The sequence below is a fragment of the Hallerella porci genome, from assembly GCF_003148885.1.
Classification (GTDB): Bacteria; Fibrobacterota; Fibrobacteria; order Fibrobacterales; family Fibrobacteraceae; genus Hallerella; species Hallerella porci.
In genome coordinates this window covers 35207-61749 of record NZ_QGHD01000006.1, presented here as the reverse complement: position 1 = coordinate 61749, position 26543 = coordinate 35207, and the positions used below count along the sequence as shown (strand labels likewise).

Below are 26543 nucleotides of genomic sequence, written 5' to 3'. Positions count from 1 at the left end.
GACGCGCAAAACGCAAAAGCCCGAAATACGAAAATGAGAAAAACTCCGCCGCATTCGCCGCGAAGTTTTTGTGTGAGTAATGAGATTGGAGTTTTGTTAAGAGAGAAATTTAGCGTTTGCTACGGACGACGCGACCTTTCAAATCGTACAATTTTTGAATTCTGTACAAATGAATTGCGCCGGATTTCGTCACACTGCCGCGGCGGAAAATTGCAGTCGTCGAATCTTTCTTCGTTTCCGTCGTATCCTTTTGAATCGGTTCTGGATCCGTCGCATCTTTTCCTTTGACAAATGTAAAGTAATCGATGTCAAACCAAGGACTGATGACGCTGAGCCGTAAAATATGCTTGCCCGCGGGCAATGTCACATTCGCAGAAACTTTGTTGTAGTCTTCGTAATTTTCTTCGCCCGCAGTCGCCTTGGGAACTTGAATCGTATTGGTTAACGCTTTTCCGTCTAATGCCATTTGGAAACTCGGGCCGTCATTTGCCGCAGCCACTGCCGCAAAGAATGTGTAATCGCCCGCTTCTTCTACATCGACGGAATATTCAAGCCAGTTGCCTTCGGAGTTATAGCCGACAACGACACCGGTTGCCTTTTTGTATAAATCCACCGTCGTTTCTTTCCGGTAATCGGAATCGCCGTGATTTTCCGAATCATCGCTGTACGAATCGTTACCCGTTCCAACGCCCGGAATATCAAAATCTTCAGCTTCAATTTTTCCGGGAATCTTAAATGCAGTGCCTTTAAACGGCGTCTGCGGTTCGGGTTCCACAGCGGCGCCCGCACCTAATCCCGTTGTATTTTTTCCTTTGCTCACATTTTTTGCAAAATATTCTTTGAGCCAAGTCATCGATGCGCGATCTTTGCCATCTTTAATAATTCCCGTATTATTTGCCCAAGTTGCGCCGTCGATGTAACCCCACAAAGTAATGCCCGCAATCCATTCCGTTTCCCACATGAAAGGAATTTGATTGGCGAAATCTTCTTTCTGTTTTTGGTCATCCTCTTCGCCGATATCGTATTCCGAAATAATTAACGGAAGACCCGTCTGTTGGTGAATTTCCGTCAGATTTTTTTCGAAGTCCGCTTTGCTCATGCCTTTGCAATCGTGCGATTGTTGACCGTAAGCATCGACAGGTGCGCCGTTTTTCACAATCGTTTGAACAAGTTCAATGCCTTCTTTCTTTTGCCAAGTCAATGTGTTGTAATCGTTGTAAATTAAAACCGCTTTTGGCCAACGTTCGCGCGCCATTTTAAATGCGTTCGTGATGAAATTATATTGGTGCTTTCCGTTGACGATGGAATCGCCGCCCAAAGCTTCGATAATATAAGAGCCACCGCATTCGGTATCGTCCGTGCTAATGCCGTTTGCGCCTGCAGCAGGCTTTCCGTAGCCTGAGTGATAATTATCGCCCGCCCAAATCGCTTCGTTTACGACGTCGATATATTCCAAATCGGGAAATTTTTCGGCGACGGCATCAAACCATTCGGTGATGTATTTTTTAGTGAGTTCCACGGTGATGCTCGGATTTTTCTTTTTGCACAAAAAGTTCGGATATTGCGAACCCCAAACGAGAGCGTGAAATTTGAAATGGCGTTCGCCCGGTTTTTCTTTTGCCCAATTATACGCACTTTCGCATTTGTCGTAATTATCCCAAGCGAATTTACTCGTACCCGAATTTCCGTTCGAAAGCGAATGAATTGAGCCCCATTTGCATCCGTTTTCAGGAGTAATTTGATTCCAATATGTGCCCATATCCTCACGGATTTGACCGTTCGTCGTAATATTTCCGACAAATTTTGCCCCGCCATCGGCAAAAGCCGCCAAAGTCGGCGTTACAAATGCTGCAAGAACTGCTAATGCGAAAATTTTTTTCATACGTCCAATCCTTTTTCTATGGAATTTATTTCTCGCAAAGGAAGAAATGCCCGCAGAACAAAAACTTCTATGGATAATTTATCCAAGCTCAATTTTTCATCGGCTAGAGATTTTCAGACCTAGAATTTATAAGTCTTTGATTTTCAACAAATTACCGCATTTTTCTTCAGCCATTTTGATAATGCGATGCTATATTTAAACCATGAATTTATCTAAGCTTCCTCCCGATTTGAATCTTATTACACGCCCGAACTGGATTGAAATCAATTTGGACGCCCTCGCGAGCAACATTCAATTTGTCCGCAAATCCATTCCCAAGAGCACAAAAATTTTACTGCCGGTCAAAGCCGATAGTTACGGCCACGGCTCTCTCGCTTGTGCTTATGCTGCAAAATTCGCCGGCGCCGACTTTTTAGGAGTCGCTCACCTTTCCGAAGGGATGCTTTTACGCCAATATGGCATGGACCTACCGATTCTTGTTCTCGGTCCTTGCATTCCCGCCGATTTTCCGTACCTCGTCGAATTTCAACTTACGTCTGCGCTCTCGGATTTAAAAACCGCGCTCGCCTTTGACAAATACTTAGAAGAAAACGGACTTTCCTGCAATGCGCATCTCGCCATTAACACGGGCATGCACCGCTTCGGTATCCGCTTTGACGATTTCGATACGATTCGCCAAATTTTGACTTTGAAGCATTTGCATGTGGACGGTATGTTTACGCATCTTGCGACCGCCGATATGCTCGATAAAAATTCCAACATCAGCACGCAGCGTCAAATTGACCGTTTCTCAAATCTCGTCGAACTTCTCGCCAACGAAGGCATTCGTCCGCAGATTTGCCACTGCTCAAGTTCCGCAGGCACATTACGTCACCCCGAAAGCCATTTTGATATGGTGCGTCCGGGACTTGTTCTCTACGGGTACAATCCGATGGGAGCAACGCCGCCCGAAGGATTTGAATATCCGGAATTAAAGCCGGTCATGACGATTAAATCGACGATTCGAAACATTCACGAAGTGCCCACCGGCGAAGGCGTTTCTTATGGACAATATTGGGTTGCGCAACAGCCGACGAAAGTCGCGACAATCGCAATCGGTTACGGCGACGGTTATCTCCGCGGCGAATACAACAACGGTTACGTTCTCATCCGCAATCAACTTTGCCCCATTCTCGGCCGCGTCTGCATGGATGCGACGATGGTCGATGTAAGCCGCATTCCCGATGTGCAAATTGGCGAAACCGTCGAAGTCGTCGATGGAGCAGCCGATGCCCGCATTTCGATGGAAGCAGTCGCCGAAGCGCATCACACGATTCCTTACGAAATCACAAGCCGCGTTGCCCGCCGACTTTACCGCAAATACATTTGGAAAAATCGTTTAATCCGCTGGGACGATTTGAAAGAAGAATTCCATATTCCGCCGTTCACATCGTATCCGCTCCGTGAAAAATAATGCATAAAACCGATAAATTCACTCTGCTCGTCGTCACCTTTTTCGGCTCAGGTCTTGCGAAAAAAGCGCCTGGAACTTTTGGCAGTTTACTTGCCGCCATTCTTTCTTGGCCGCTTTTACAAGTCAGCTTTTCGGGATGCTTTGCGCTTCTCGCAGCGATCACATTTTTCGTCGCCATTCCCTTTGTGAATAAAGCGATGAAAGATACGCAAACCGAAGATCCGGGCTGGATTGTCATCGATGAAGCCGCAGGAATTTTTACGGCGTTCGCATTTCTTCCGCCCGAAGCGCTCACCGCAAATCCGTGGATGATCGCTCTCGGGTTTGGATTTTTCCGATTCTTCGATATTTTAAAACCGCTCGGCATTCATCAACTCGAAAAATTGCCGCGGGCTTGGGGAGTGATGGCCGACGACATTCTCGGCGGCATTTATTCGGGCATTTGCCTTTTCCTTATCGCACATTTTTTCCTCTAATTTTTACAAGATTCTGTGAGCGATTCTTTCTTCGACATTTCCCGCAAAAAAGAAATCAAAGCGACTCCCGAAGAAGCGATTCGGCAAAAAGTCGTCGATTGGCTTCTCCGCGAAAAAAAAGTTCCCGCGCATCTTCTCGAGACCGAATTTGCGTTGCGCAATATCGTCCCGAATAACGCAGACCGCGTCGATATTTTAGTGCACAATTTCCGCGCCGGCGCATCCGTTCAAGAGCCTTGGCTTCTCGTCGAATGCAAACGCCCCGGAGTCGATTCGCCCGCTTTATTGCAAGTGCAAATCAACAAATATCTGCGCATTCTCACGCCGAAATTCATCATGCTCGCCCTCGGCGAATCCGCCATTTTCCTAGCCCTAAACGCCGACAAAAAAAGCTACCACAGAATTGAAAATCTTCCTGATTTTTAGTAACATTTTTGTTCAAATTTTAATTTATTTTGATAATGTAAAATCATGAACTCGGAGGCTAGATTATGAAATTTCCTTTTCTAGACATGCTATTTGGCGGAATTCTTTCCGGGGTTAATCTTGTTTTAGGCGTGATTTTCGTCTTTTTTATTATTGCTTTCCTTTTTGGAGCACCGTTTAGCGGTAGTCCGTTTTTTATGGCGATTTGGATTGTGTTTATTGGTATGATTATTCACGCTTGGAGAACGTCCTCGGTTAAAATTCGTAAAGAGAGAAAAAAGAAAGAATTTGATTCTAAGCAAACTTTAAAAGACTTCTTTTATAAAAAATAAATCGCAGCATTTTTGCTGCTTTTTATTTTGGTTTGAATAATCTTTTTACACGCCAAATACTTCTCCTTTTATTGCTCTTGCTAATTTTCGTCCGATTTCTTCGGCTTCTTTCAATTCCGCAGATGGTTTTTCTGCGGTTTTCTTTTTTGCCATCGCGCTTTTTTCACAAAGGCGGAACACCGCGAAGCGGTGCACACTCATTTCATGCCACTCGGAAACGTTTTCGGATTGTGCGTGAGCGCACCGTTTGCATCGCGCTTGGTATCCATCCAGTTATCGTCGAGATTTATATAAATGTATCCCGCATCGCGCATACCCGAAGAAACCATCGCATCGGCGATTTCCTTAATCTGATTTTCGTTGATGTTTTCGTGAAAAATATTCCAGCTGTTCCAACCCATCGGCGGCGTCAGCACGAGACTATCGGGATTTGCATTTGTCTCTGCAGTTATCCCTAACGACAATAGAATCGCACTGGTCCAATTCCATTTATTTTGTACAAATTTTCTTTTCATCGAGAAACCTCGCCTTTCAAAACAACCCATTATTTTGAAATGGTAATCCTCTGCAACATGCCTCCGCGCGAAGGCTTGACAATGTAAACGCCACGTTCACCTACAAGATTGCGAGTCGACTGCACAAGGTTTACGCCATCGCTGAAAATCGTTCCTAACAAGTTTCCATTCAGGCTGAACACGCGATATTTTTGCACGCCAGTTGCTTGCATGTGAATTTTTGCAATCGCAGAAGGTTTTTCAATCGGTTCTGGATCTACCGCATCCTTTCCCGAGACGAATGTGATGTAGTCAATATCAAGCCACGCGCCCATCACCGTAAAACGCAAAATATGAATTCCTTCGGGGAGAGTCACATTCGCTTTGACTTTGTTGTACTCATCGTAATTTTCTTCGCCTTCTTTCGCAGCGGGAACCGCAATTTCTTCGGTAATATCATCGCTGTCGAGAGAAAATTTGAAACTCGAAGTGGAGCCCGCCGCAGCAACCGCCACAAAGAGCGTATAGTCGCCCGCCTTTTTCACATTCACTGTGTATTCGAGCCATTCGCCTTCGGCGTTGTAACCCACGATAATGCCCGTCGCCTTTTTGTAAAGGTCGACGCCTGTGCCTTCGCGGTAATCGCTATCGCCATGGTTTTCTGCGTCGCTTTCGCTGTAAGACTGCGCGTCCTTTCCTTTGCCCGGATCGTCAAAGTCTTCCATTTCAATTTTCCCCGGAATTGCCCACGGAGTCTGAGTCGCATTATGCGCTGTCTGCGGAATCGGTTCTTCATCATCGAGATAAATTTCTTCACTTACATTGCGCCCGATTTTAAACCAATCAAAATCGACGTAACCGCCCGCCGTTTTCGTCGCATAATTGAAAAGCCCAAAGCGGTAACCGACAAACATTCCAAGCGAATATTCGAGCGATACATCCGAACCGATTTTCGTCCAAGAATTTCCATTTTCGCTGTAATAAAATGAAGCCGTTCCTTTATCGCGCGGCAAATCAAAATCGATTCGCAAATAAATTTTTGAACTTGCAAATGGTGCAGACGCTTTCTGCGATTCCGAATCTTTATCGCCTTCAAACATCACGACTTTATAATTTCCATTTTCTTTCGTGAGTCCGACAAATCCTTTCTTATCTTGAAGCGCCACAAGCCCTGCAATATCGCCGTCTTTCATGTGCGCTCCATCGAGTAAAATTCGCCCCGAACATTTCGGGCCAAAGGTGCGCTGCGTGAGAGTATTTTTTGCCGTCACAATGCGAGAATCGACGCGGCTCGTCGTAATGCGTAAATTTCCCGGATTTGCTTTTAACGACCAATTTTTATTATCGGGATTGTGATTCCATTGCCATTCTAAAGCCAAAGCATCCGAAGTAAAATCATCCGACGTGACTAAGTTATAACCGACAGCCGTTTCGTTTGGCAAATTCAACGTTTCAGGAGCGCTTCCATTCTCGGCAACGGGCCAACCATTTTCCCATTTCATCGGCACCAAATATGGAATGCGTCCGACAGGTCCCGAATCGCGGAAAAGCATCGCATACCAGTTTCCTTCGGGAGTATCAAAAATGCCGCCTTGAGCCACTCCATTATTTTGCAGGAAAATTTTTCCCGTGTATTCGCCGAGCAAAGTTTTCGAACGATACACCAATTCGGTTCTGCATTTTCCGCTCGGCCAAGAAATCGTAAACAAGTAATATTCGCCGTTCACTTTGAACATTTGCGAACCTTCTTGCTTGACGATAAAATTGCTCGTGCCCGCCGCCGTTTCGGCATTGACGCCGTTTAATTTTCCGCTTCTTCCGCCTTGTTTCACTCCCGATGCATCGGAATTTAATTCAACATAGCTAATTTCTCCGCCGCCATAAATCACAAAGACAGAGCCGTCATCATCAAAAAAAAGCGATGGATCGTGATAAAACGGAAGTTGCACTTCGCTCCAGTTACCGCTTTCGACGTCATCGGTTTTATAAAGGTGCGTTTTCCCTGTCGTATAAGATGGCGTGAGAACATAAAAAAATCCCTTGTGATACCGAATGCTCGAAGCCCACGAACCTTTTCCGTAGGCGTCTTTTCCGTTCTCTAAATTCTGATTATCGTTATTCGTTAAAGTCTGATACGCATAGCCGACCGTGCGCCAATTCGCTAAATCCGTCGATTTCATCACTGGGACGCCGGGCGCAAAATGCATCGTCGTCGAAACCATGTAATAAGTATCGTCCACGCGCGTCGTCGATACATCGGGAACATCTGCCCAAATAATCGGATTTGAAACCGTCGCCGCATTTGCAACACAAAAACAAGCCAGGGAAATTCCCAAACTTTTAAACCATCCCATTTTGACTCCTTCATAAGCGCACCACCGCTTATACAAACTAAAAGTAAGTTCGATTCCAAAGAAGAAGGCCGCCACGGGAAAATGTTTTATGGATAAATTATCAAGTCTATTAACAACTAAAATTTTTCCAAATCATTTTTCTTTTCTCTCACATTTTCTTTGTTTTTGCCATATAGTATTTTGCAACCCAATTTATCGTTGAAGAATTTCAATTCACTACAATTTTCGTCGCCATCATCTACATTCCTAATTTCTCATTTTCTTGTATTCTTCTTTTTTCATATTCAGCCTTTCCATGATTTCGCGGAGGACTTTGCGATCGACTCCTAAAATCGTTGCGGCTAAAGTTAAGTTGCCATTGGCATCACGAAGCGCAGAATCGATGACAGCTCGGTCCGAAATTTCGCGGGATTCTTTGAGAGTTCGCGGAGATTCTTTCACTTTTTCGCGGAGCACATCGAGCTCTAAATCCTTCGGCTGGATAATGCATTTTTCGGCCTGGACCAAAGCCTTTTGCACTTTATTTTCGAGTTCGCGTACATTGCCGGGGAACGAATACGCGAGCAGCGCTTTTTCGGCGGCGCGTGAAAAATGAAAACGTCCAAGGCCATATTCTTGCGCATAATGTTTTGCAAAATCTTCGGCGAGCAAAAGCACATCTTGTCCGCGTTCTCGAAGCGGTGGCAAATCAAGGGACATCACTTGAATGCGATAATACAAATCTTCGCGGAAGCGATGTTCTTCAATCGCTTTTTCCAAATTCACATGAGTTGCCGAAATGATTCGCACATTCACCGGAATTTCACGGTTATCGCCGACACGTGTAATGTGATGCTCTTGCAAAACGCGGAGAAGTTTCACTTGCATCGTCAGCGGAAGTTCGCCGATTTCATCGAGAAAAAGCGTCCCGCCTTCGGCTTCTTCGAAAACGCCTTTTCGCGTATCGATAGCTCCCGTAAACGAGCCTTTCACATGCCCAAACAAAATCGATTCCATTAAATTTTCCGGAATCGCTCCGCAGTTAATGGCGACAAACGGTTTTTCTGCCCGCGGACTTTGGCTGTGAATCCAACGGGCGAGCACTTCTTTTCCCGTTCCCGTTTCGCCGCGGATAATAATCGGCGCAGGCAACGCTAAAAATTTTTCGGCTTTCGCAATCATCTTCGCCATCGATTCGGACGAATAAACAATTGCGCCTTTGCGGGTAATGCCGCGAAGCGCATCTAACGATTCCCTATCGCTTTGACGATTATAAGCGGAGAATGCAATTTTTTCGGAAACGTGAACGAATTGATCAAAAAGTTTTTTCTCCATTTCCGTAAACGGTTCTTTGCGGGCTTCGCGTTGCAAATACAAAAATCCCGAAACGACATTGGCCGAAGGCGTCCGAAACGGAGCGACCATAATACTTGTAAGTTTATTTTTGACGATGGATTTTGAAATATCCACATCGCCATCCGCTTGATTCCAAAGCACCGCTGTTTTTTCTTCGCGGGCGCGGCGCACCGCACTCGATGAAATCGCAACCGATGCCGGATACGCAAAACGAAACGGTTCATCCGCAAGTTCCGCGGGAATTTCTAAAACCGCAGAATCCGCATGCAAAACTTGACACGCAACTTTCGCAATGCGCGGAAGCAATTCTTGCGGAGTCGATTCATCCAAAAGTTGCATCAACATGTCGAGCAATTCTGCCGACGCTTGCATCGATTCTTGATTCATAATTCTCCTTTATTCGTCTGCAGAATTAGAATCTGCATCCGTCATCATTCCGCGGACAGAAACTGCCGAATCATTTTCCACGCTTTCTTCACTTTCGAGCGAACGCGTTTTTTTGAGCATGGATTTTCCGACGGTTTCCACATCCGGAGAATTTGTCTTCAAGAAGAATATAAAACTGAGAAGAATAAAAATAAAGAGAAAAATACCGAGAATGGGAAAAAAGTTCCCATTTGAAAAGCACTTTTTGAAAAACTTCGGAATAAAAGTTCCCGATTTTTGTGTTTCAGCAAAAAGAAATTCTTCGGGCGCATGACGAACTCCCGTTTCGTGTTCCCGAATCGAAAGCGCAAGATGATTTTTCCAAATCAATTCTTGCTGAGCGCTCAAAGGCGAATCGTCGAGAGAAAGTTCGCTTTCGGCGATTTCTAAACATTCGTCTAATTCATCTAAATCTTCAAAGCGATCGTTTGCATCGCGGCGGAGAGTTCCTTTCCAAAGCGGTTCTAATTTTTGGATAATTTCAATCGGCAATTTTCCGAGGCTGCGCAAGCACAAAGTTTCGTCGTAATCATCCACTTGGAAAATGGAATTTTCAATCGCGTTTAAACTGTCTCCACCAAAAAGCGGTTCACCCGAAATCCAAAAATATAACAGCGCGCCCAAACTAAAAATTTCACTTTTTTCTGTCGCTGCATTTCCTTCCAAACATTCGGGAGAAATGAAGCGCGGCGTTCCGACGCAAGACGAACCGAAGTCGATAAGAACTGGATTTTCTTTTTCATCGATGAGCACATTTTCGGGGCTTAAATCCCCGTGAAAAATTTCGGCATCCGCCATCACCGAAAGATTTCCGCAAAGTTTGCGAAGCATTTTCACCGCGATTTTCGGCGGCATCGGCGAAGCTTCGGCACTTGAAATTCCGACGATATATTCCGCAAGAGAAAACGGACGATTTTTCAAAATTCCTTTGCCTAAAATCGTCGCCATTCCCGCGAACTTTTTCACTTCGCCATCGTCTATTTTTGCGCTTTCATTTTTCGCCGAAACGCTTTCTAAATTCCAACGAAATGCGACAGGAATTTTTTCGTCGAGAAGTGCGCGGTAAACGACCGCTTCACTGCCCGCGCCCACTTTTTGAAAATGCGAAAGTCGATTTTCAAAATTTTCATTCATGAGAATTCCCCGAAAGCACCGCAGATTTCAAACTATCTTCGGCGACTTTTGTCCAAAATTGCAGCGCATGATTTTTCGGAAAACGCTTTGCGCCCATCGACCAAATGTCCCACGCATCTTCGACTTTTCCGTCTTCCCAATAAAGGCTTCCGAGATTCGAATACGCCGGAGCAAACGCCGCATTTCTTTTCAAAATTTCTGTAAAAATTTTCTGTGCGCTTTCTCTATCGCCCGCCCCTTGGAGCGCTAACGCTTTTAAATTCCAGCTGAAATCGTTTGCGCTATCGAGCTTTAACGATTCATTCAAAATGCCGAGAACTTTTGCTTTTTCATTTTCCGAAATTTTTGCGCGCGCTAAATAGAAGAGCGCAGACGAATGCATTTCTTTTGCTGCCGACGAATCGATTTTTTCTAAAATGCGAAATTCGGCAACCGTTTTCGTCCAAAGTTCCACGGAATGTTCGCCGATTTTTTCACCGGCTTCCGCTTTGCCAAATCGCGCAAGCGCCATGCCATAACGCGCATCTCTATCCGCTGGAAATTCGTCTAACGCTTTGGAAAATGCGGCAATTGCGCGGTCGTAATCGCCGACATTTAACGCTTCATTTCCCAAAGTTTCTAAAGAGCGGCAACCGAAAAATGCCAAAATCACGGCGAAGCAGAACGCTTTCCAAGCCGCTTTCGAAAGAATGGAATTCTTTTGCATTTTTCTTTTCATCGGCAAATTTACCCGAAAAAATTATTCTTGCAATATAGATTTTTTGAACGCTATCGCCACGAAAAAAGAATTTCGTCGCATTTAGTTTCCCCAAAAAACAAAGTTGATACCGCTCACCGTGAACATAAAATCGGGATAAAAAATAAAAAGCGGAAAATTTTCTGCGCAGAAGTATTTATATTACAAGGCAAATGGTAAACGATCCGTATATTCTCGTAGAAGACGAAGAAACCTTGAGCGCTCTGCTGGAGGATCTTTCGCACTATGAAATGGCAGCGGTCGATACCGAAGCCGATTCGATGTATCATTACAATGTGCGTCTCTGCTTAGTTCAGATTACAATCGGCGAACACCATTACATTGTCGATCCATTTGCACCGATTGATATTCGCCCGATTTTTCAAACGAAGGCGATGAACACTTTAATTTTCCACGGTGCGGATTACGATTTGCGCATGCTTTGGCACACATTTCGATTTTCGCCGAAGCACATTTTCGATACGATGATCGCCGCAAAATTTCTCGGCGAAGAAGGTCTCGGTTACGCAAGTCTTGTCAAAAAATATTTCGGCGTAGAGCTTCCCAAAGACAATCAAAAATCCGATTGGACAACACGGCCGCTTCCGCCGGACATGTGCGAATACGCCATTCACGATACATTCTTTTTGCACGAACTGTGCGCGCGTCTCGGCGAGCAACTGCAAGCGCAAGGAAAATTTCAATGGATGATTGAATCGTGCAACGATTTAATTCTCCGCGCAACACAAGTCAAAGAAGAAGTGGATCCATGGCGCGTTTCGGGTTCGTTCCGTCTTCCGCCGAAAGCGTTGAATATTCTCAAACAAGTTTGGCTGTGGCGCGAAAATGAAGCGGAAAAATTAGATCGTCCGCCGTATAAAGTTTTTGGTACCGAGTTAATGCTTGCCATCGTCCGTTCGGCGAGTTATTCTTTCCCAAAACTCTGCGAAAATTCGCTCCCGAAATTACCGCGGAATTTTACGGGCGAACGCCGCAGCGACTTTTTGCAAATGCTTCAAAATGCGATGCAAATCCCCGAATCGGAATGGCCCGAAATGCAGCACAAAGCACCGCCTCCGCTCACAAGTCCCGATGGCGAACTCATCGACACATTAAAAATTTGGCGCAACGAACGCGCAGCCGAATTGAATCTCGACGAATCGATGCTCGCAAATCGCGCCCAGCTCATCGCACTCGCTTCTCCGATAGGCTCCACTTGGGATGACCGCTACGAAGCCGCTCACTTTTTACATTGGCAACGTTCGATTTGGAACGGCATTCTTCATACCAAATTAACCGCTACCGAGGAAATTTTATGAGAATTGGCATTCCCGAAATTTTATTGCTTATTTTACTCGCCGTCATTCTTCTCGGAGCACGTCGCATTCCCGAACTCGGAGCGGCACTCGGCAAAGCTCTCCGCGAATTTCGCAAAGCGGAAAAAGGCGAAAAGACTTCTTTCGATTCCGAAAAAGCGGAAAACTCGGCAAACAAAAATGCAGAAAATTTAAGCGATTCTTCTGCGAAAAATTCCGATGAAAAAAATTGAAAAAAGCGAGATGACGATTTCTGAACATCTTCAGGAACTTCGCACTCGCCTTTTCATTTGCACGATTTCTTTTGCGATTGTCGCCGTTTTTGCTTTTTATGCATTTGATTTTTTTTGGCCATTTATTTTACTGCCATTAAAAAATTCTTCGGCTGTTAATCTCGTCAATCTTTCTCCCGCCGAAGGAATTTCGGTGAGTCTTCTCGTCGCGAGTTTAATCGCAATTCTTTTGACTTCGCCGATTTTTCTTTATCATCTTTATGCGTTCTGTGCGCCCGCAGTTCAAAATAATCGGCGCATTTTTCTTTTCGCATTTTTCGCCGCATGCATTCTTTTTTTTGCGGGCGGAGCGTTCGCCTATTTTTTTGCCATTCCTCTTCTCTTTCATTTCCTCGCAAATTATTCGGAATCGATTACGCAACTTTGGTCGCAGACTTCTTACGTTTCTTTCCTTTTCCGTTTTGAAATTCTCTTCGCCATTCTTTTTCAACTGCCTGTCGCCGCAGCGTTTTTTGCGCAAACCGGAATCGCGGATCGCCGTTTTCTTCTGCGGCATTTTCGATTGATTTTATTTCTCATCGCATTTCTTTCGGCTTTCTTTACGCCGCCGGATTTGCTCTCGCTTTTTTGGATGGCAATTCCCCTTTCCCTTTTATATTTATTGAGCCTTCTCACCTATCATCTCGCCTGGAGAAAACGATGAACGCCGAAATTGGATTTGCCGAATATGCGTTTCTTTTTTTGCTTGCGCTTCTCCTTTTTTCTCCCGAAAATTTGGGGAAAGCCTTCGCCAAATTCAAGCATTACAAAGGAAAATTATTCAAGATGAAATTCGATTTGGAAGATGCGATTTTAGAAGAAAATTCTCCCGAAAAAATGCGCGAAAAAGAAAGCGCTTGGATTGTGCAAGCGGTGAAAAATTTTCCGCCTTATCAATCCGCGAAAAAAGTTGCCGCCTTTTATCCGCTCCAAAATGAGCCCGATATTTTACCGCTTTTAGAAGAGCTCGCAAGCGAAGGACGCTTACTTCTTCCGCGGACATTTGCCGATGGCGAAATGGAATTTGTCGAAATTCACAATCTAAAAACAGAACTTTTGGAAGGTCGTTTTCACGTGTACGAGCCCGCAAAAAATCTCGCCGCTTACTCGGGAAAAATTCCTTTTGCTCTCGTTCCCGGTGTTCAATTTTCTTGGGACGGTGGACGTCACGGACACGGCAAAGGTTACTACGACCGATTTCTTGCGCGTCATCCCGAGACATTAAAATGCGGAATCGCTTTCAGCGCTCAAGTGTCTACAAATCCGATTCCTTTAATGCCACACGACATTCCAATGAACTATATTGTAGCCGTCAAAAACGATCCGGAAAAGGAGACTCCTCATGTGGAAAAAGCAACCGTTTAATGCAAACCGCGAAACGCAAAATGACGAACCGTCATTTTCTGAAAAGCCGCGGGAATCTTTTGGCTACGGTCGCTCTCCTCGTTTCGGTAAAGACCGCGGATTCCGTCAAAGCCGCGATACAAGACCCGCTTTCCGCGATGACCGTGACAACGAATTTGAAGCGCGTCCACGTCCGTCGCAAGTTAACATCGCGATGGGCGACGAAGAAAGCGCCCCGCAGACAGCTGTCGGCGGCATCCGCGAAGTCGCAGAACTTTTGAACAATTCGCCGATGAAAGTGCACCGCGTTCTTTTCCGTCACAATTCGGGAAATCCAAAACTGTATGCGCTGCAAAAAATCGCCAAGAAAAATCGCATTCACGTGCAACAAGTTGAAGCGCGAATTTTGGATTCTTACGCCGTGCCGAATCAAGGCGTCGTCGCTCTTTGCAACGAAAAAGAATTGCTGCAATGGGACGATGTCAAAGAAGAATTTTACACGGCAAAAGAAAAGAATTTGCCAAAGCTCGTCGTCATCGCAACAAACATTGAAGACCCGAGAAATCTCGGCGCATGCATTCGTTCTTCACTCGGACTCGGTGCCGATATTTTTCTTATGCCGTCGAAAGGAATGTGCGGGCTTACGCCAACGGTCACGCGGGCTTCTACCGGAGCCGTTGACAAACTCCGCATTTGCCGTCCGAATAATTTAGAGCAGACCATCGGCGAACTCAAACAAGCCGGCTATCAAATTTTAGGGCTCGATGCCGACACAAATGTTTCTCTCGTGGACTATGCGTTCGGAAGTCAAATCGTCCTCGCCGTCGGCGGAGAAGATGTCGGCCTTCCGCCGTTTATTCGGAAGCAATGCACCGACGTTCTCCGCATTCCGATGAACGCAGAAGCGCAGTCTTACAACGCATCTGTCGCCCTTTCCCTCGGCCTTTACGAAATCGCGCGGAAAAAACTTTAATGTTTCTCCCGTTTGACGATGCGGAATTTATTCGCTTTGTAAACGAAGCGGTTCAAAAGAAAACCGAAGTGTTAAAACTCGCCGAAATGCTTTCCAAAAGTCCGTGGGCAAATTTGCGCGGATCCATTTTGGATTACATTGCACTCGTTCCGAAATACCGAAAAAAATTTGAAACCGATGCAATTCTCGCCTGCGATAAACTCGCATTAGAACAATCGACGGCTGCCGATATCGGACGCTACAAAGCAGAACTTTTTGAAAAAGCAACGAGTGTAGACGATCTTTGCTGCGGTATGGGCGGAGATAGTTTTTTCTTACCGAAGAATCTTTCTGTCCGCGGAATTGATTTGTCCGAAGAACGCGTTCAAATGTATCGTTTCAACACTCGCGCACTCGGAAGCCCGCGCGAAGCGCTCTGCGAAGATATTCGTGAGTTAAAATCCCGCGGAGAATTTTTCACCATCGATCCCGCTCGTAGGCAAAAAGACGGCGATAATCAGCGCAACTTTTCGGAGTTAACGCCGACATTATCCGAAGTCATTCAAATCGCCCGCGATTACAAAGGCGGCATGGCAAAGCTTCCGCCCGGTTACCCCGCCAACGAATTTCCCACAGACTGCGAAATTATTTACCTCGGTGCAAAAAATGATTGTCGCGAATGTTTGATTCTCTTCGGCGAACTCACAAAAAATCCGGGGAAAACTCGAGCCGTTTACATCGAAAATAGCGTCCCCAAAAGTTGGGTCGGAACTTCCTCTAAAGAACTTACGATCGGACCGCTTTCGCAATTTCTTGCCGAACCCGTTTCCGTTCTCGTCCGGAGTCATCTCTTCGCGGAAATCGCCCAAAAAGAAAACGCAGATGCACATCTCATTTCAAACGGCATCGCATACGTCACAAGTAATTCCCCTTTCGACGCAAGCGCCTTTCACAATTACCGCGTTCTAGGAAGCGTTCCGCTTTCTACCGGCAAAGTCAAAAAACTGCTCAAAGAATTTGATATCGGAAAAATCACACTCAAAAAACGCGGTGTAGAAATCGTCCCCGAAGCCGAAATCAAACGCCTCTCCCCCAAAGGCAAAAACGAAGCGATTTTATTTTACACTCGAATTGCTGGCGAAAAATCTGCGATTCTAACTATGAAATATTAAAAGTCAAACAGAGAATCCGGCACTTTATCCGATTTTTGCAAGCGCAAGAATTCTGATGTCACAACGCTTTCAACTCCATTTACCATGACGGATACAACCATTTTCTTTAAATGGTTGTTTGCATCGTAGGTAAACGTGGTCAATGTATTTTTGCCATCTTTTTCGGATTCGATTTTTTCAATGCGTTTCGCCTTGTTGTTGTAATAAATGGTACCAAGCGTTCCTTGAATTTTGTAAATGTTTCCTGAATAGAACTGCGGAGCGTCCCATGTTCCAGAATCGAACGGGTTGAAATTAGCGTAGGTATTGGAACGCAAGGATTCTCCGTCGTAGTCTAGAATTTGACTTTTGTTCGTATTCAGATTGACAACTTTCATCTTTTTGCCGTTTGCAATGCTGCGCTGATTCAAGAAAGTACTTTTGATTTCTGTATAACTTTTGTTCGCACCCTTATTTACGATATACATCTCTGTTTGCTGGTGAATACCTGCAGCATTCACCGTAACGCGTAAATTCATTTCAATCGAATCTTGCGGAAGGCAACTCTTTTTCAAATCTGCTCTTACCTGGTCTAACGACAGGGCAAAAGTGAACTGGGTAAAAAAAGCTATTGCGAATAAAAAAATCTTTTTCATGTTAATTCTTTATGCAACGGATACTCATTTTATCCAAATTCATAGGTAAATAAAATCCCGATTTATTGAAAGAAAATCCATAAGAAGACGAAAAATCTCTTGCCGAGGAAGTCCAATATCTTGACGTTACAAATCCAGCATCAATATCGCCATATGAATTAAGGGATCCTGCTAATATTGAGTTAAAAGAGCAATCATCTGTGCCGGGAGTGAAAAAACTTCCAACTGAATACCCTAAACGTTCATTAAGATAAGTGGTATCCCCAGCATACAATTCATCTATTTTCATTGAAGATATCAATCTAAGAGCAGTTTTTTCCCCTTCACCGAGAGTTTGCTTCAACACAGTCCATTCATCGACAGAAGGAACATGCCAACCCGCAGGACAAATTGTATCTAGAAGCTGCTGGTCAAAGGATCCTAAAATTTCACCATTTTCATGAAGCGAATAATACTTGCCAAATGTATCACAGAATCCTTCAATCTTTTCATAGCACACGCTATACGGCGCATCGAATTTCAAGTTTTCCGCCATCCAGACTTGATTTCCAATCGTGGTGTATTTATACACTTGCCCATCGCGAGCATCTGTAAAAGTGCCACGGTTGGGTTCGCCGTAAGCATTCAGGCCATCGGCCGGGCAGACGACGGAAGCGTCAAAGGAATCGCCCTCGGCGGAGGAACTGTTATCCGAGCAGGATGTGAATACAGAGTCAATGAATGCCGCTGAAAGAATTGTTAAAAATTTGAAGGATTTCATTTTGTTATCCATTGTTGTTTGTGATTTTTTAGTTTAGAAGTTTCCATGAGAGAATTTCCGAGCCCTTGCGCAGCACTATAAAGCTGGAGGGCTGAATACTGTGCATGTTGACTGTCACCGAGTGTTCCCCGGCATCCCAAGTTCCCTTGTACAGGGTCTTTTGTGGAATGCCGATGGCGTTTACCGTTTCAAGAATGTAGTAGTCGCTCTTTTCGATGTTCACACAGACGACGTCACCTTCTCGGTGGACAAGTTCTTCATAGGTTTCATGGGTTACGTAGCCGGTGCTGAAGCAAGGCTCTGGGGCGCCTCCCCAAAGCAGGTTTCCTAGTTTATCCAGAATCAGGATGGAGTCCGCTTCTGCCATTGCGTTACTTTTCAGGTTGTGATGGGACGGGTCGTCGTGTGCGTCAAAGTCATTTGTCCAGCCCGGGTGATGCAGGGCGAACTGCACCCCGTTTCCGTAATCGGATTTTTCGCCTGGGTTTAAGATAACATTGTACACGAACGATATATAGTTTAAATCGCCGCCCGCGTTTGCGTTTTTGCTTGCCGCAAACTCGTTCCAGTGGATATCCGCGATTGTTTCGGCGGTATCCCTAAAATAGTAGCGCACTTCGAAGCTATCCACTGGAGTAGAGCCCACGTTTTCTACATACACGGCCACATTGCTTGCACTTTGTGAACCGAGTTCGACGTCCTTTGCCATGGCGCGAACCTTGACTTTCGCCTTTTGCATAGGGCCATCTTCGTCATAGCAGCTGAACTCGTTCAACAGGTTTCCGTCGGAATCCAGCAGGGCGACTCCCGTTGCGTTCGTAAAATCCGTTTTCGCTTCGGCAAGGTAGCTCGGGTCGTCAGAAATTTCCCAGTAGGGGAAGTGGTTGTTGGGCAACGACAGACGGTGAAGCCCGATCAAGGGACCTTGTCCGAAATAGGCGGAATTGTAAGCCGCAATCGCCTCGGTAAGTGAAAGCTCAGCGTAGAACACGGAACCTGCGTCGTTGATCACGCGCATGGGCGACCCCGGATAGAACGACACCGCATTCACATTTTCGCCCTCGCCCTTGTAGTAGTAGCGGATGCGAGCGTTTTCCAAAGCCTTGTCCGTCATGTTGCGGATGTCAAAGCGGACCTGCGCCCATTTTCTGTCGTCTACGGGTTCGTACTTCATGAGCACTGTCGCCTTCGGTTCCGGATTTGTCCACGAGGATTCATCATAATTGACAAGGCTTGCATCCAAATTAGCGTTCGTGCTTACCAGTGACAATGCGGCTATGCCCAAATTGCCCAAAGGTCGAATGGTAACTTCGTGCGTTCCTGCAGTTAGATAGCGGTTGAAATCTAGAACTCGTTCGTTTTTCCATAATCCAGTCGATGTCAATTTGAAGAGGCCGACGGATGTTCCGTCTACAAGGACTTCCACCTTCGATTCCTCGGAAATGTAATTTCGGTGGAGCAGGTAGAGCGCGTAGTTGTCGGCGTTTACATCGACATTCCATGTCATCGTCCCGCTGTCGTCAAAGGTGTCTTGATGCAGGTAAGCTTTGCCCGGTGCCGAGCAGGACTGGTCTACAGCAAGGCCGTTTCTGTTTTCTATCGAGACTGCGCGAACCGTTTTGATGTTGAAGTTGTCTTCGCCAATCAATCCGCTGAAAAGGCTTTTAACCTGTGCTGCCGTGAGTGCGGACGAATAGAGCCGCAAGTTGGAAATGTTTCCGACGGCACTGTTTACGCCGTTGCGCGCACCAATGGAGAGTTTACCGTTTCCGCCATAATACAGTTCGTCATCAAGTTTTATCGTTTCGACGTGGCTTCCATTTTTATAGAGGCTCGCATTTTTTCCATCGACGACAACGACGATGTGGGTCGATATGCCGGGGTCTCGCTTGGCGTTGAAGTAGAACATTTTTGAGTGAACTTTGATAAAGTAACGATTGTAGGTGCCTAGGCCAAATGTCCATTCGTTATCGCCTACAAAACTGAGAATGGACCACTCCGCCCTTTGGGTATGGCCCGGAGTGTAATTGAGCTCGAAGCTGAACGGACGAAGCGAATCCAACGCGGCGAGTTTGTATCTACTGCTTGCGGAGTCGGCCGCTTTGTACAGGCGCACACCATAGCTTGCATGCCATGGATTTGCGATGGAGGCGAGATCCATGTGCATTCGCTTGGGTTCGTCCTTTGTCATTACCTCATAGCCGATGTTTCCGGAGCCTTCGCCCAGCGGATACCATAGGACTAGTGTCGACGGGAACGGGTAAAGTTTTTCGGTCTGTTTTACAACATTGTCTGTATTGTGTCCAAGATCCTCGGCAATCACCTTGACTGTCGCCTTGCAACCAACGCAGCTGTACAGGTCCTTTTTTCCAACTTGAAGTCGTATACAGGAGCATCGTTGTTCAATGCGGTTTCGCTTCGCAGGAGATTTCCGCCAAAGAAAAGTTCCGCGGTCGTCTTCGCGAGGCCGCTGCCGGTTTCGTCAATGTCTGCTTCGACATGGATAATGCGCGAGCCGTCCTCGCTTTCGGATTCAGCGATTTCCACATTTTCAATGATGGGTGCGACAGAATCCAAACGAACTACCGGGCCCAACTTTTGTTCCGTATTTCCGTCTATGCCATAGAATACGATTGTCGACTGGTATACGGAATCAACCTTGTTTAAATCTGGATTTCTGGCAGGCCACACAATCGGTGCTGAGGACGCTCCTCGATGTTCTGCCGACACGTAGCCAGCTGAACTGAGCTGCAACAGGTAATTGCTTTTTCCATTGCACAGGTAGGGGTATTCAAGCCAACCGTTTATTGTCCCCATCCAGAGCGTATCGTTCCAGAGACCGTCCATTTGCGCGCAGGAGAACGGTTCGACTCCATCGACGGAATCCTTGGCGACAACGCTTCCTGCCTTCAGCGAATCCATTACGATAAATTCAGAGAACGTAGGCGTTTTGGCGGAGAGCCTTACGAAGGTGCACTTAGACGAATCAGCAGCCTTGCACTCGCTCTTGTTAGAATTGAAAAGCCCTGTAAGTCCGACAAGTTCCAACGGAATTATTTTTTTGTTAACTGCATCCAGCTTGTAGATTTTCAGGTTGCGATAATCAACATTGGCTTCCTTCAGCGTCGCCATGGAAATGTCTATCGTCACGATCGGTTCATGACCTGCCGGAAACACATGCGATGGCTGCATTTCAAGCACTGGCCCTACGGGAGCCATGTTTCGGAACAGGCTGCAGTCGTAACATTCGCTCGGATCCATGGTGCGCACATTGACATCCGCATCATTTGCCCAGGCGTTTTCGTCAAACGCGACCGACACGTTGCCATACATGGACTGGATCAAACTCTTCGTTCTCGCCTTGACCTGGTTTCCGATATGGACATCCAGCTGTCGGTAATAGGTGAAATTGTCGACACCCTTGTAAGTCAGGAAGAACGATGTATTCCCATGAAGTTTGTTCACATTCATGGAACCTTCGATCGGTTCGTCCCTTCCTTCGGCAACCTTGAAACGCATCCCGTTTTGCACATAGGAAATTTTCCAGTCCATTACCGGGAATGGGACGCTGCCGCGAAGCGTGACGATTTCGTCTTCGCGATTTGCATAGATGTCCGTAGAATTGCGATTCACGATAAACTGCTTGGCAGAAGAATCGTATGCAACCCGTAAATAGGGATGCTGAATCGGTCTCAAATCGTTCTGCATTTTTCTTTTGTATACATTGACGGATGTGGCCGACAAATTTCTAGACCAGATAGAAGACAGAATTGTGTCCCTTGTTGCAGAGCTCTGTGCGACAACTCGAGCGAGCGGAACCGTATCGCCAAGATTTACATTGTTCAAACTCTTTGGAGTTGTAAAAATCGAATCGCGGGAACGGTAAAAATCCAAAGTCGCAGAATCGAGTTTGCCTCTGTTTTGAACCGTGAATTTTTTGAGATTAGCATTGGTAGTGTCAATTTCCCAGCCAAGAGAATCATCCTGATTCGATTTCAGGCGATAGCCTCCGATCGAGATAGCTTGACCAAAAAGGAAATCGCTGGAAGACGTATCCGGTTTCAACACAAAACTCCATGCGGATTTTTTCGGATTCCAGTCAGCAGAGTCAACATGCTTTGTCAATGTTTTATTCAAATCAAATTCTTTCTGGGGATTCTTAACGCTCGTCAATGCATAAAGGGTGGCACTGTCATCCGTAAGCGGATTGCGGAAATATCCGTTTCTGCCTATGAGGAATGTATTTTCCCACAAGTCATCAGTCCAATCATCTTTATTCTCATGTACATGCGACACCAGCTTGTCACAGCCATAAAAACGAAAGCCTTCGGATGGAGTCACATTACAATTCTTATCGCCAAGAGGATAGGAAACTGAAGTATTAGCATTCTTTATAATGACGGCGATCTTTGCTGTATCAAGGCTCATCATCGGAGCCACATCGAAGTAGATTCCATGAGGCATCGGTAGTTCTTTGATAATCTCGTCTTTACCACTGGTCGCTGCAGGATCATTGCTGCTAAATGTGGAGCGTAATTCACCGTCTGATTTTCTAGTTTCCGCTTTGAAGGTGAAATCGTCGCTTCCGCGGTAGAATCTCCAGGAATATACAGAAGGATAGTAATGAGCCGAAGGATCGTTATGGAATCTTGAAGTGTCAATTTCATCATTAAACATGAGTGGATTTTCGGGAACAGGCCACACCCATAAACGCTGCGCCTCGAATACGGTCGGTCCATTATTTAGCGCAGAATTTTTCACCCATTTGGAACCGTCATAAAAATTGGTAAAATCGAACCAGTCCAAATGATGCAATTTTTTCACATACCCTTCTTCGCCATACAATGTTTTGTTCAGCGGATCAAAACGGACATAGCGATTGGCGAGATTGTTTGTACCCCAATTACTTGGTTCCCAATAATTAGAATCGATTGAAAGTACAAATTTTACCTTGATATCAGTGCCGGAGCCGTCCATTTCAGAGCAATGATCTTTATTGAAATTTTTCTTAACAAAAATCGAATCACCATCAAATGGCTCTAACCTTACATCCATCATGAATGCATGTGGATTGAATTGCGCTATTACAGCTGAATCAATTTCATCCTTTGCGGTTTTTGGTCCGCATACAAATTTAGATTCATTCTCAGTTAGAGTATTGCCGCTATCAGGCGTGCAGGCTGGCGTAGTTGATGACTTATCACCAAATGTATTTTGCAAACTATCCAATTTTGAAAGAATTTTAAAATCGGTATTAACTGCTTCATAATACAAGGCCATGCCCCAGTTGTTAAACCAATGCAACAATCGTGACGTATCTGAATCCATATATGAACCCTTTTGGTAGATCAAATCCCACGGAAAGTCTTCCGCTGACTGATATTTACTAGAAGATACCGCATTCTCAAAATATGACTTTCCATGCAAATCACCTAAGATATATTCATACGAACTAGCGGGGAAAACCTTTATAGCAACCAAATTGTGCAAGGTATCATTAGGATCAGAATCATGAGAGTTATGCGTATACCCATAAACCATTGTTTTGTTCCCGTTTGTATCATTCAAGTCAACAGGTATTTCTTTGTATTTCTCACCTTTTAAAAAACGAACTTTTTCAACAGACAATTTATACCAATATCCCATGTATTTTTTTACATCGTCTTGTTGAACACAATGGTTTTTATTCCAAGGACCATCTGTAATCTGATATTTTTTTGATTCACTCATCACCATCGTCACGACAGTCACCCAGAATTCATCCCGGTGTCTTCTGATTCCAAGGCTCGGGCGGGTTTTCATGTATTCAATCGGGTACTGCGTTCCGTATACATCCCATTCATAATTGAAGGTTCTTCTTTCTTTTGGCAATGTCGTCGCGGTAACATTTGTACGCAGCAAGTAGTCTGGCTTTCCGACATAGCGATAATTTCCGCTTGAATCCAGCGCAGCCTCTAGCATGGTCAATTCAGCCGTGCGTCCGCTCGAATCTTTTGCAGCTTCCCTGATGTTTTCGCCATGCTTCATTTCGAACGGATAAAGCGTATCAATGACGACCGCACCTGTGTCATTTTTCACAAGAATATGAACGCTGTATGAACCAGCCTGAACAAACGAATCGTCCCTGACTCCATTCCAGCGAAGCGTCTGCCACTGGTCTGTCGCGGTCGCCAAAATGAGCGCACTATCCAAAAGCGTGTGCACCACGTTCCTTGTTGAATCCAGAATTTCTGCCCAAACAAAAGCAGAACGCCCCGTCAGCTTAAACTGGAATCCGTAATCGCCCGCGGCCATCGCAGTGGAATCCGAGTTGGATCCCAAGAAGTTCACATAGTATTTGTCCAAGTTATTGGACGAAATCTCGATACCCGTTTTTTCGTATTCCAGATACCACTGCGCACTTTCGCTGATGATGTTTTTCTCGTTTCCCTTTTCGTAGGCAACGACATTCATCCGGACAAGACTTCCGCTGGGATAAGTTCCGTTTACCAGGCCGTTCCAGGCAACATGCGCCTTGTAACTTTCTGGATGGACATAGACGACTGGGTAAAGCGAACTTTTGTACCGGGCGCTGTCGATAGTGGAAATGTCGATAGAAGAAATGTCGACCGTAAACGAAGATGTTGTCTTAAATGTCAAGTGAACGCTGTCTTTCCCGACAGTCCAATAGTTGGTTTTGTTGTATGCCGGTATTAAAAAATCGACGTCATCATTTTTGACACGAATGCTGTCCATGAGGATGCTCAGTTCATCAGTCGAATCCGCTTTAGGAGAATCAAGCCAGTCAATGTTTTCTTTGATGAATCGAATAGCCAAAGAGGGTTCCATTCTTTTTTCTGCAGAATCGTTCAGCTTGATTCCCAGCGCAGTCCCTGCATAGCGAACATGCCAAGTGCAGCCATCGTTTTCCTGCCAAATGGACAGCCCCGTGTCCGATGCAAGTGCGGGCACCCTGAATGGCGAAATCGTCATCGGGTCAAATGTTTTTTCGAGCGCCCTGATATAAACGGAGGAATCCTTGGGAGAGGGCGCTTCAATAGACGCTTTCACAATCCATTTCGATGAACTCGGAACATTTTTCAACTCTATAGTAGCATCCTTTGTATGCCCTGAAACCTGGTTTCCGACTGGCGGCGTGATCACCAATTTCGGAGCATTCGCCGAATCGGGCAAAATAAGGTCATCTACAGGAACAATCGTTTCACTAGAAATCCATTTGCAGGTGTCACATTCCCTCACGGAAAGTCTAATGGCGTATTCGCCCTTTTCAAGGTTCAGCTTTGCGATATTCCATACCGCCAAATCTCTTTCTGTAGCAGATAAGCTCTTGTCAAATACAAGGTAGTCAATTCCGTTTTCGGACCAGGTTGAATCCTCTAGCTTTTTCCATGAAATTTGGAACGTGCCCTTGTTGCTGTTTCCATGAACATCGGGATTGGGCGCAACGCCTTTAACGAGCATTTTATTTGTATAAAATTCCGAACTGGATTTGGGATAAGTTATTTCGGGATAGCGAGCACCCATTCCGATAAAATTCATGTTCATTCTGAAGTTTCCGGCATCATCAAAGCACCCGAAATAGACATACCATATTCCATCGCTGAAATCCGTGACGGCATGCATTATATCAAACTCATAGCTGAAATTTAGAGAATTTTTGCGTCCCGATTCAGCAACGGGGCCAACCCATTTTCCCACGCCATCGTTGACACTCACTTTTACGTAGCAGTCGAGGTCAGAAAGATTTCTTGAATCATCTATTTCCTCGCTCAAGTAGGCAGTTCCGTTTTTCAGCTCAGCCACATTTGCGTAGGCGACATCGCCCAAGGTCACACCACGGATTTGTGGTGCAGTGCGATCTACGTGCAAATTTTCCAAGATACTTTTTTCGCTTTTATTCCCGACTTCATCGATGAGGATTACAGTCAAGCTATAAACTCCATCATTAAGTCTGGTTGCGTCGGGTTCCTTGAAGATAAAATTCCTTGACGACTTTTTTATCGTCGAATCCTGAAGATAGCGTTTCCACCTGATGTTTTCTGTGCCGAGAGAATCCTTGAAAACAAGTTCCACCGACACCGATTCGGAATCGCGTCCAAACAAATTTTCGTTTATATCGAATGACACGAGCAGTGTGTCTTTGGCGTTCAAAAGAATTTCAGAACCATTCTGCTTTTTTGCAAAAGTAGGTATTGAGCTGTCTATAAAACTGAGAACTTCCACGTGTTCGTTTGCAACTTGCGGAGGCTCGTTATCAACAAGGATCGTGCGATGGATGGAAGTTCCGTTGATTCCGTTTTTGAAAGTCGTATCGTTCTGCATCACCAGTGCCCACGAGTTTTTTGCCGAATCCCTTGCTGCGTTGATAAGGCTTGTCTTCGTGATATTGTCGGGATTTGCAAAATCAAACGCCTGCACATACAGCTCTGCATAGCCACTCCACGACGGCATGGTGTCTGTTCTGCCGATGGCGTAAGACGGTTCGCCAACATTTGCCCTGTGGAGCAAATCCAGAGTTTCCTTTGAGTCCTTGCGCACCAGAAAACTGCGCAGCCCGCGCAGAATGCGGTTTTCCAAGGTGTCCAGGCTTACCACATAGGCGAATGCGTCGTCATTATGGAAAGAAACTGTATTTTTTGTGAAAGTCGTATCAAAGGCAATTCCTGGAGCAGAAATGTCTCCATACACAATTGTCTGCGGCGTATAATCGATATTCTGTTCTTCGATGGAGTTGTTCGCCTTCAAGGTCTTTAGAATAAAATGGAGTTTCCAGTTGAGGGTGTAGGTTCCATTTTCAAGCGGATGCTTTTCCCAGACGGACGTTAAATCAGCCCGGAATTTCAGGCGGTTCCCGACACCTTCCAAGCTGTCTGCGAGGACTTCAACCGTATCCTGGAAACTTGGTGACGAAACCACAAGACTGCATTTTTTTGCAATCGCCCCATAGCCCCAGTCGTTGACATAGATGTTTGCAGCATCCATTTTCGACACGGTCTCAAACGATTTTGGCCAGCCCTCATCGACGATAAAATCCACCGCTTGGA

General features: G+C 45.5%; 21 protein-coding genes. 10 read left to right on the top strand and 11 right to left on the bottom strand.

Going from position 1 to position 26543, the window contains the following annotated elements; genetic code table 11:
• Positions 1 to 109: 109 nt before the first annotated feature.
• Positions 110 to 1882 carry a cellulase family glycosylhydrolase gene (locus tag B0H50_RS04645; protein ID WP_106197288.1) on the bottom strand — a complete coding sequence of 591 codons (1773 nt, stop codon included), beginning with the start codon at positions 1880 to 1882 and terminating at the stop codon, positions 110 to 112.
• A 202-nt stretch (positions 1883 to 2084) separates the two neighbouring features.
• On the opposite strand from B0H50_RS04645, the gene alr reads away from it, so the two are divergent.
• The 4 genes from alr to B0H50_RS04625 all read left to right on the top strand — a co-directional run bounded on the left by alr (position 2085) and on the right by B0H50_RS04625 (position 4569).
• A complete protein-coding gene (alr, locus tag B0H50_RS04640) occupies positions 2085 to 3335 on the top strand; it encodes an alanine racemase (RefSeq protein WP_106197287.1) in 1251 nt (416 codons plus the stop codon).
• Entirely contained in the window at positions 3335 to 3811 is a 477-nt protein-coding gene (locus B0H50_RS04635) for a phosphatidylglycerophosphatase A family protein (RefSeq protein ID WP_106197286.1), read from the top strand. The genes alr and B0H50_RS04635 overlap by 1 nt, the downstream gene beginning before the upstream one ends.
• Before the next feature lie 15 nt (positions 3812 to 3826).
• Complete coding sequence (locus B0H50_RS04630) at positions 3827 to 4237, top strand: type I restriction enzyme HsdR N-terminal domain-containing protein (RefSeq protein WP_106197285.1); 411 nt, start codon at positions 3827 to 3829, stop codon at positions 4235 to 4237.
• Between the two features lie 65 nt (positions 4238 to 4302).
• Positions 4303 to 4569 (top strand): hypothetical protein, encoded by a 267-nt coding sequence (locus tag B0H50_RS04625; RefSeq protein ID WP_109587317.1) that lies wholly within the window; start codon positions 4303 to 4305, stop codon positions 4567 to 4569.
• A 45-nt stretch (positions 4570 to 4614) separates the two neighbouring features.
• Here the strand turns inward: B0H50_RS04625 and B0H50_RS13285 are convergent, their stop codons facing one another.
• The 6 genes from B0H50_RS13285 to B0H50_RS04600 form a co-directional block, all read right to left on the bottom strand.
• Positions 4615 to 4770, bottom strand: a complete 156-nt coding sequence (locus B0H50_RS13285) for a hypothetical protein (RefSeq protein ID WP_158256403.1) — start codon at positions 4768 to 4770, stop codon at positions 4615 to 4617.
• Positions 4767 to 5084: an alpha-amylase family protein gene (locus tag B0H50_RS04620; protein ID WP_106197283.1), complete on the bottom strand. Its 318-nt coding sequence runs from the start codon at positions 5082 to 5084 to the stop codon at positions 4767 to 4769. Before B0H50_RS04620 ends, B0H50_RS13285 begins: the two co-directional genes overlap by 4 nt.
• Before the next feature lie 29 nt (positions 5085 to 5113).
• The gene (locus B0H50_RS04615; protein ID WP_106197345.1) at positions 5114 to 7417 is read right to left on the bottom strand and encodes a beta-xylosidase family glycoside hydrolase; all 2304 of its coding nucleotides are present in this window, start codon (positions 7415 to 7417) and stop codon (positions 5114 to 5116) included.
• Between the two features lie 246 nt (positions 7418 to 7663).
• Positions 7664 to 9139 carry a sigma-54 interaction domain-containing protein gene (locus B0H50_RS04610; protein WP_106197282.1) on the bottom strand — a complete coding sequence of 492 codons (1476 nt, stop codon included), beginning with the start codon at positions 9137 to 9139 and terminating at the stop codon, positions 7664 to 7666.
• Positions 9140 to 9148: 9 nt separating this feature from the next.
• Positions 9149 to 10312 (bottom strand): serine/threonine protein kinase, encoded by a 1164-nt coding sequence (locus B0H50_RS04605; protein WP_106197281.1) that lies wholly within the window; start codon positions 10310 to 10312, stop codon positions 9149 to 9151.
• Positions 10305 to 11018 carry a tetratricopeptide repeat protein gene (locus tag B0H50_RS04600; RefSeq protein WP_158256402.1) on the bottom strand — a complete coding sequence of 238 codons (714 nt, stop codon included), beginning with the start codon at positions 11016 to 11018 and terminating at the stop codon, positions 10305 to 10307. Before B0H50_RS04600 ends, B0H50_RS04605 begins: the two co-directional genes overlap by 8 nt.
• 203 nt (positions 11019 to 11221) lie before the next feature.
• Between B0H50_RS04600 and B0H50_RS04595 the strand changes: the two genes are divergently transcribed.
• Genes B0H50_RS04595 through B0H50_RS04570 form a run of 6 tightly spaced genes read left to right on the top strand, consistent with a single transcriptional unit; the run spans position 11222 to position 16104 of the window.
• Positions 11222 to 12367: a ribonuclease D gene (locus tag B0H50_RS04595; RefSeq protein ID WP_109587316.1), complete on the top strand. Its 1146-nt coding sequence runs from the start codon at positions 11222 to 11224 to the stop codon at positions 12365 to 12367.
• The gene (locus tag B0H50_RS04590) at positions 12364 to 12597 is read left to right on the top strand and encodes a twin-arginine translocase TatA/TatE family subunit (protein WP_106197278.1); all 234 of its coding nucleotides are present in this window, start codon (positions 12364 to 12366) and stop codon (positions 12595 to 12597) included. Before B0H50_RS04595 ends, B0H50_RS04590 begins: the two co-directional genes overlap by 4 nt.
• Positions 12584 to 13300: a twin-arginine translocase subunit TatC gene (gene tatC / locus B0H50_RS04585; RefSeq protein ID WP_106197277.1), complete on the top strand. Its 717-nt coding sequence runs from the start codon at positions 12584 to 12586 to the stop codon at positions 13298 to 13300. The genes B0H50_RS04590 and tatC overlap by 14 nt, the downstream gene beginning before the upstream one ends.
• The gene (locus tag B0H50_RS04580; RefSeq protein ID WP_233244507.1) at positions 13297 to 14001 is read left to right on the top strand and encodes a 5-formyltetrahydrofolate cyclo-ligase; all 705 of its coding nucleotides are present in this window, start codon (positions 13297 to 13299) and stop codon (positions 13999 to 14001) included. The genes tatC and B0H50_RS04580 overlap by 4 nt, the downstream gene beginning before the upstream one ends.
• Positions 13979 to 14953, top strand: a complete 975-nt coding sequence (locus B0H50_RS04575) for a TrmH family RNA methyltransferase (RefSeq protein WP_233244505.1) — start codon at positions 13979 to 13981, stop codon at positions 14951 to 14953. The genes B0H50_RS04580 and B0H50_RS04575 overlap by 23 nt, the downstream gene beginning before the upstream one ends.
• On the top strand, positions 14953 to 16104 hold the full coding sequence (locus B0H50_RS04570) for a class I SAM-dependent methyltransferase (RefSeq protein ID WP_106197276.1): 1152 nt from the start codon (positions 14953 to 14955) through the stop codon (positions 16102 to 16104). The genes B0H50_RS04575 and B0H50_RS04570 overlap by 1 nt, the downstream gene beginning before the upstream one ends.
• On the opposite strand, the gene B0H50_RS04565 is transcribed toward B0H50_RS04570, so the two are convergent.
• The 4 genes from B0H50_RS04565 to B0H50_RS04550 form a co-directional block, all read right to left on the bottom strand.
• Positions 16101 to 16658, bottom strand: a complete 558-nt coding sequence (locus B0H50_RS04565; RefSeq protein WP_146129094.1) for a hypothetical protein — start codon at positions 16656 to 16658, stop codon at positions 16101 to 16103. The genes B0H50_RS04570 and B0H50_RS04565 overlap by 4 nt on opposite strands.
• 82 nt (positions 16659 to 16740) lie before the next feature.
• A complete protein-coding gene (locus B0H50_RS04560; RefSeq protein ID WP_158275877.1) occupies positions 16741 to 17499 on the bottom strand; it encodes an FISUMP domain-containing protein in 759 nt (252 codons plus the stop codon).
• A 28-nt stretch (positions 17500 to 17527) separates the two neighbouring features.
• A complete protein-coding gene (locus B0H50_RS04555; protein WP_109587314.1) occupies positions 17528 to 19822 on the bottom strand; it encodes a LamG domain-containing protein in 2295 nt (764 codons plus the stop codon).
• Positions 19819 to 26535: a hypothetical protein gene (locus B0H50_RS04550; RefSeq protein ID WP_109587313.1), complete on the bottom strand. Its 6717-nt coding sequence runs from the start codon at positions 26533 to 26535 to the stop codon at positions 19819 to 19821. Before B0H50_RS04550 ends, B0H50_RS04555 begins: the two co-directional genes overlap by 4 nt.
• Positions 26536 to 26543 lie beyond the last annotated feature (8 nt).

Bases quoted from the DNA above. Each gene is read 5' to 3' on its own strand.
- B0H50_RS04645 (WP_106197288.1), bottom strand. From the start codon at position 1,882: ATGAAAAAAATTTTCGCATTAGCAGTTCTTGCAGCATTTGTAACGCCG.
- alr (WP_106197287.1), top strand. From the start codon at position 2,085: ATGAATTTATCTAAGCTTCCTCCCGATTTGAATCTTATTACACGCCCG.
- B0H50_RS04635 (WP_106197286.1), top strand. From the start codon at position 3,335: ATGCATAAAACCGATAAATTCACTCTGCTCGTCGTCACCTTTTTCGGC.
- B0H50_RS04625 (WP_109587317.1), top strand. From the start codon at position 4,303: ATGAAATTTCCTTTTCTAGACATGCTATTTGGCGGAATTCTTTCCGGG.
- B0H50_RS13285 (WP_158256403.1), bottom strand. From the start codon at position 4,770: ATGAGTGTGCACCGCTTCGCGGTGTTCCGCCTTTGTGAAAAAAGCGCG.
- B0H50_RS04620 (WP_106197283.1), bottom strand. From the start codon at position 5,084: ATGAAAAGAAAATTTGTACAAAATAAATGGAATTGGACCAGTGCGATT.
- B0H50_RS04615 (WP_106197345.1), bottom strand. From the start codon at position 7,417: ATGGGATGGTTTAAAAGTTTGGGAATTTCCCTGGCTTGTTTTTGTGTT.
- B0H50_RS04610 (WP_106197282.1), bottom strand. From the start codon at position 9,139: ATGAATCAAGAATCGATGCAAGCGTCGGCAGAATTGCTCGACATGTTG.
- B0H50_RS04605 (WP_106197281.1), bottom strand. From the start codon at position 10,312: ATGAATGAAAATTTTGAAAATCGACTTTCGCATTTTCAAAAAGTGGGC.
- B0H50_RS04600 (WP_158256402.1), bottom strand. From the start codon at position 11,018: ATGCAAAAGAATTCCATTCTTTCGAAAGCGGCTTGGAAAGCGTTCTGC.
- B0H50_RS04595 (WP_109587316.1), top strand. From the start codon at position 11,222: ATGGTAAACGATCCGTATATTCTCGTAGAAGACGAAGAAACCTTGAGC.
- B0H50_RS04590 (WP_106197278.1), top strand. From the start codon at position 12,364: ATGAGAATTGGCATTCCCGAAATTTTATTGCTTATTTTACTCGCCGTC.
- tatC (WP_106197277.1), top strand. From the start codon at position 12,584: ATGAAAAAAATTGAAAAAAGCGAGATGACGATTTCTGAACATCTTCAG.
- B0H50_RS04580 (WP_233244507.1), top strand. From the start codon at position 13,297: ATGAACGCCGAAATTGGATTTGCCGAATATGCGTTTCTTTTTTTGCTT.
- B0H50_RS04575 (WP_233244505.1), top strand. From the start codon at position 13,979: ATGTGGAAAAAGCAACCGTTTAATGCAAACCGCGAAACGCAAAATGAC.
- B0H50_RS04570 (WP_106197276.1), top strand. From the start codon at position 14,953: ATGTTTCTCCCGTTTGACGATGCGGAATTTATTCGCTTTGTAAACGAA.
- B0H50_RS04560 (WP_158275877.1), bottom strand. From the start codon at position 17,499: ATGAAATCCTTCAAATTTTTAACAATTCTTTCAGCGGCATTCATTGAC.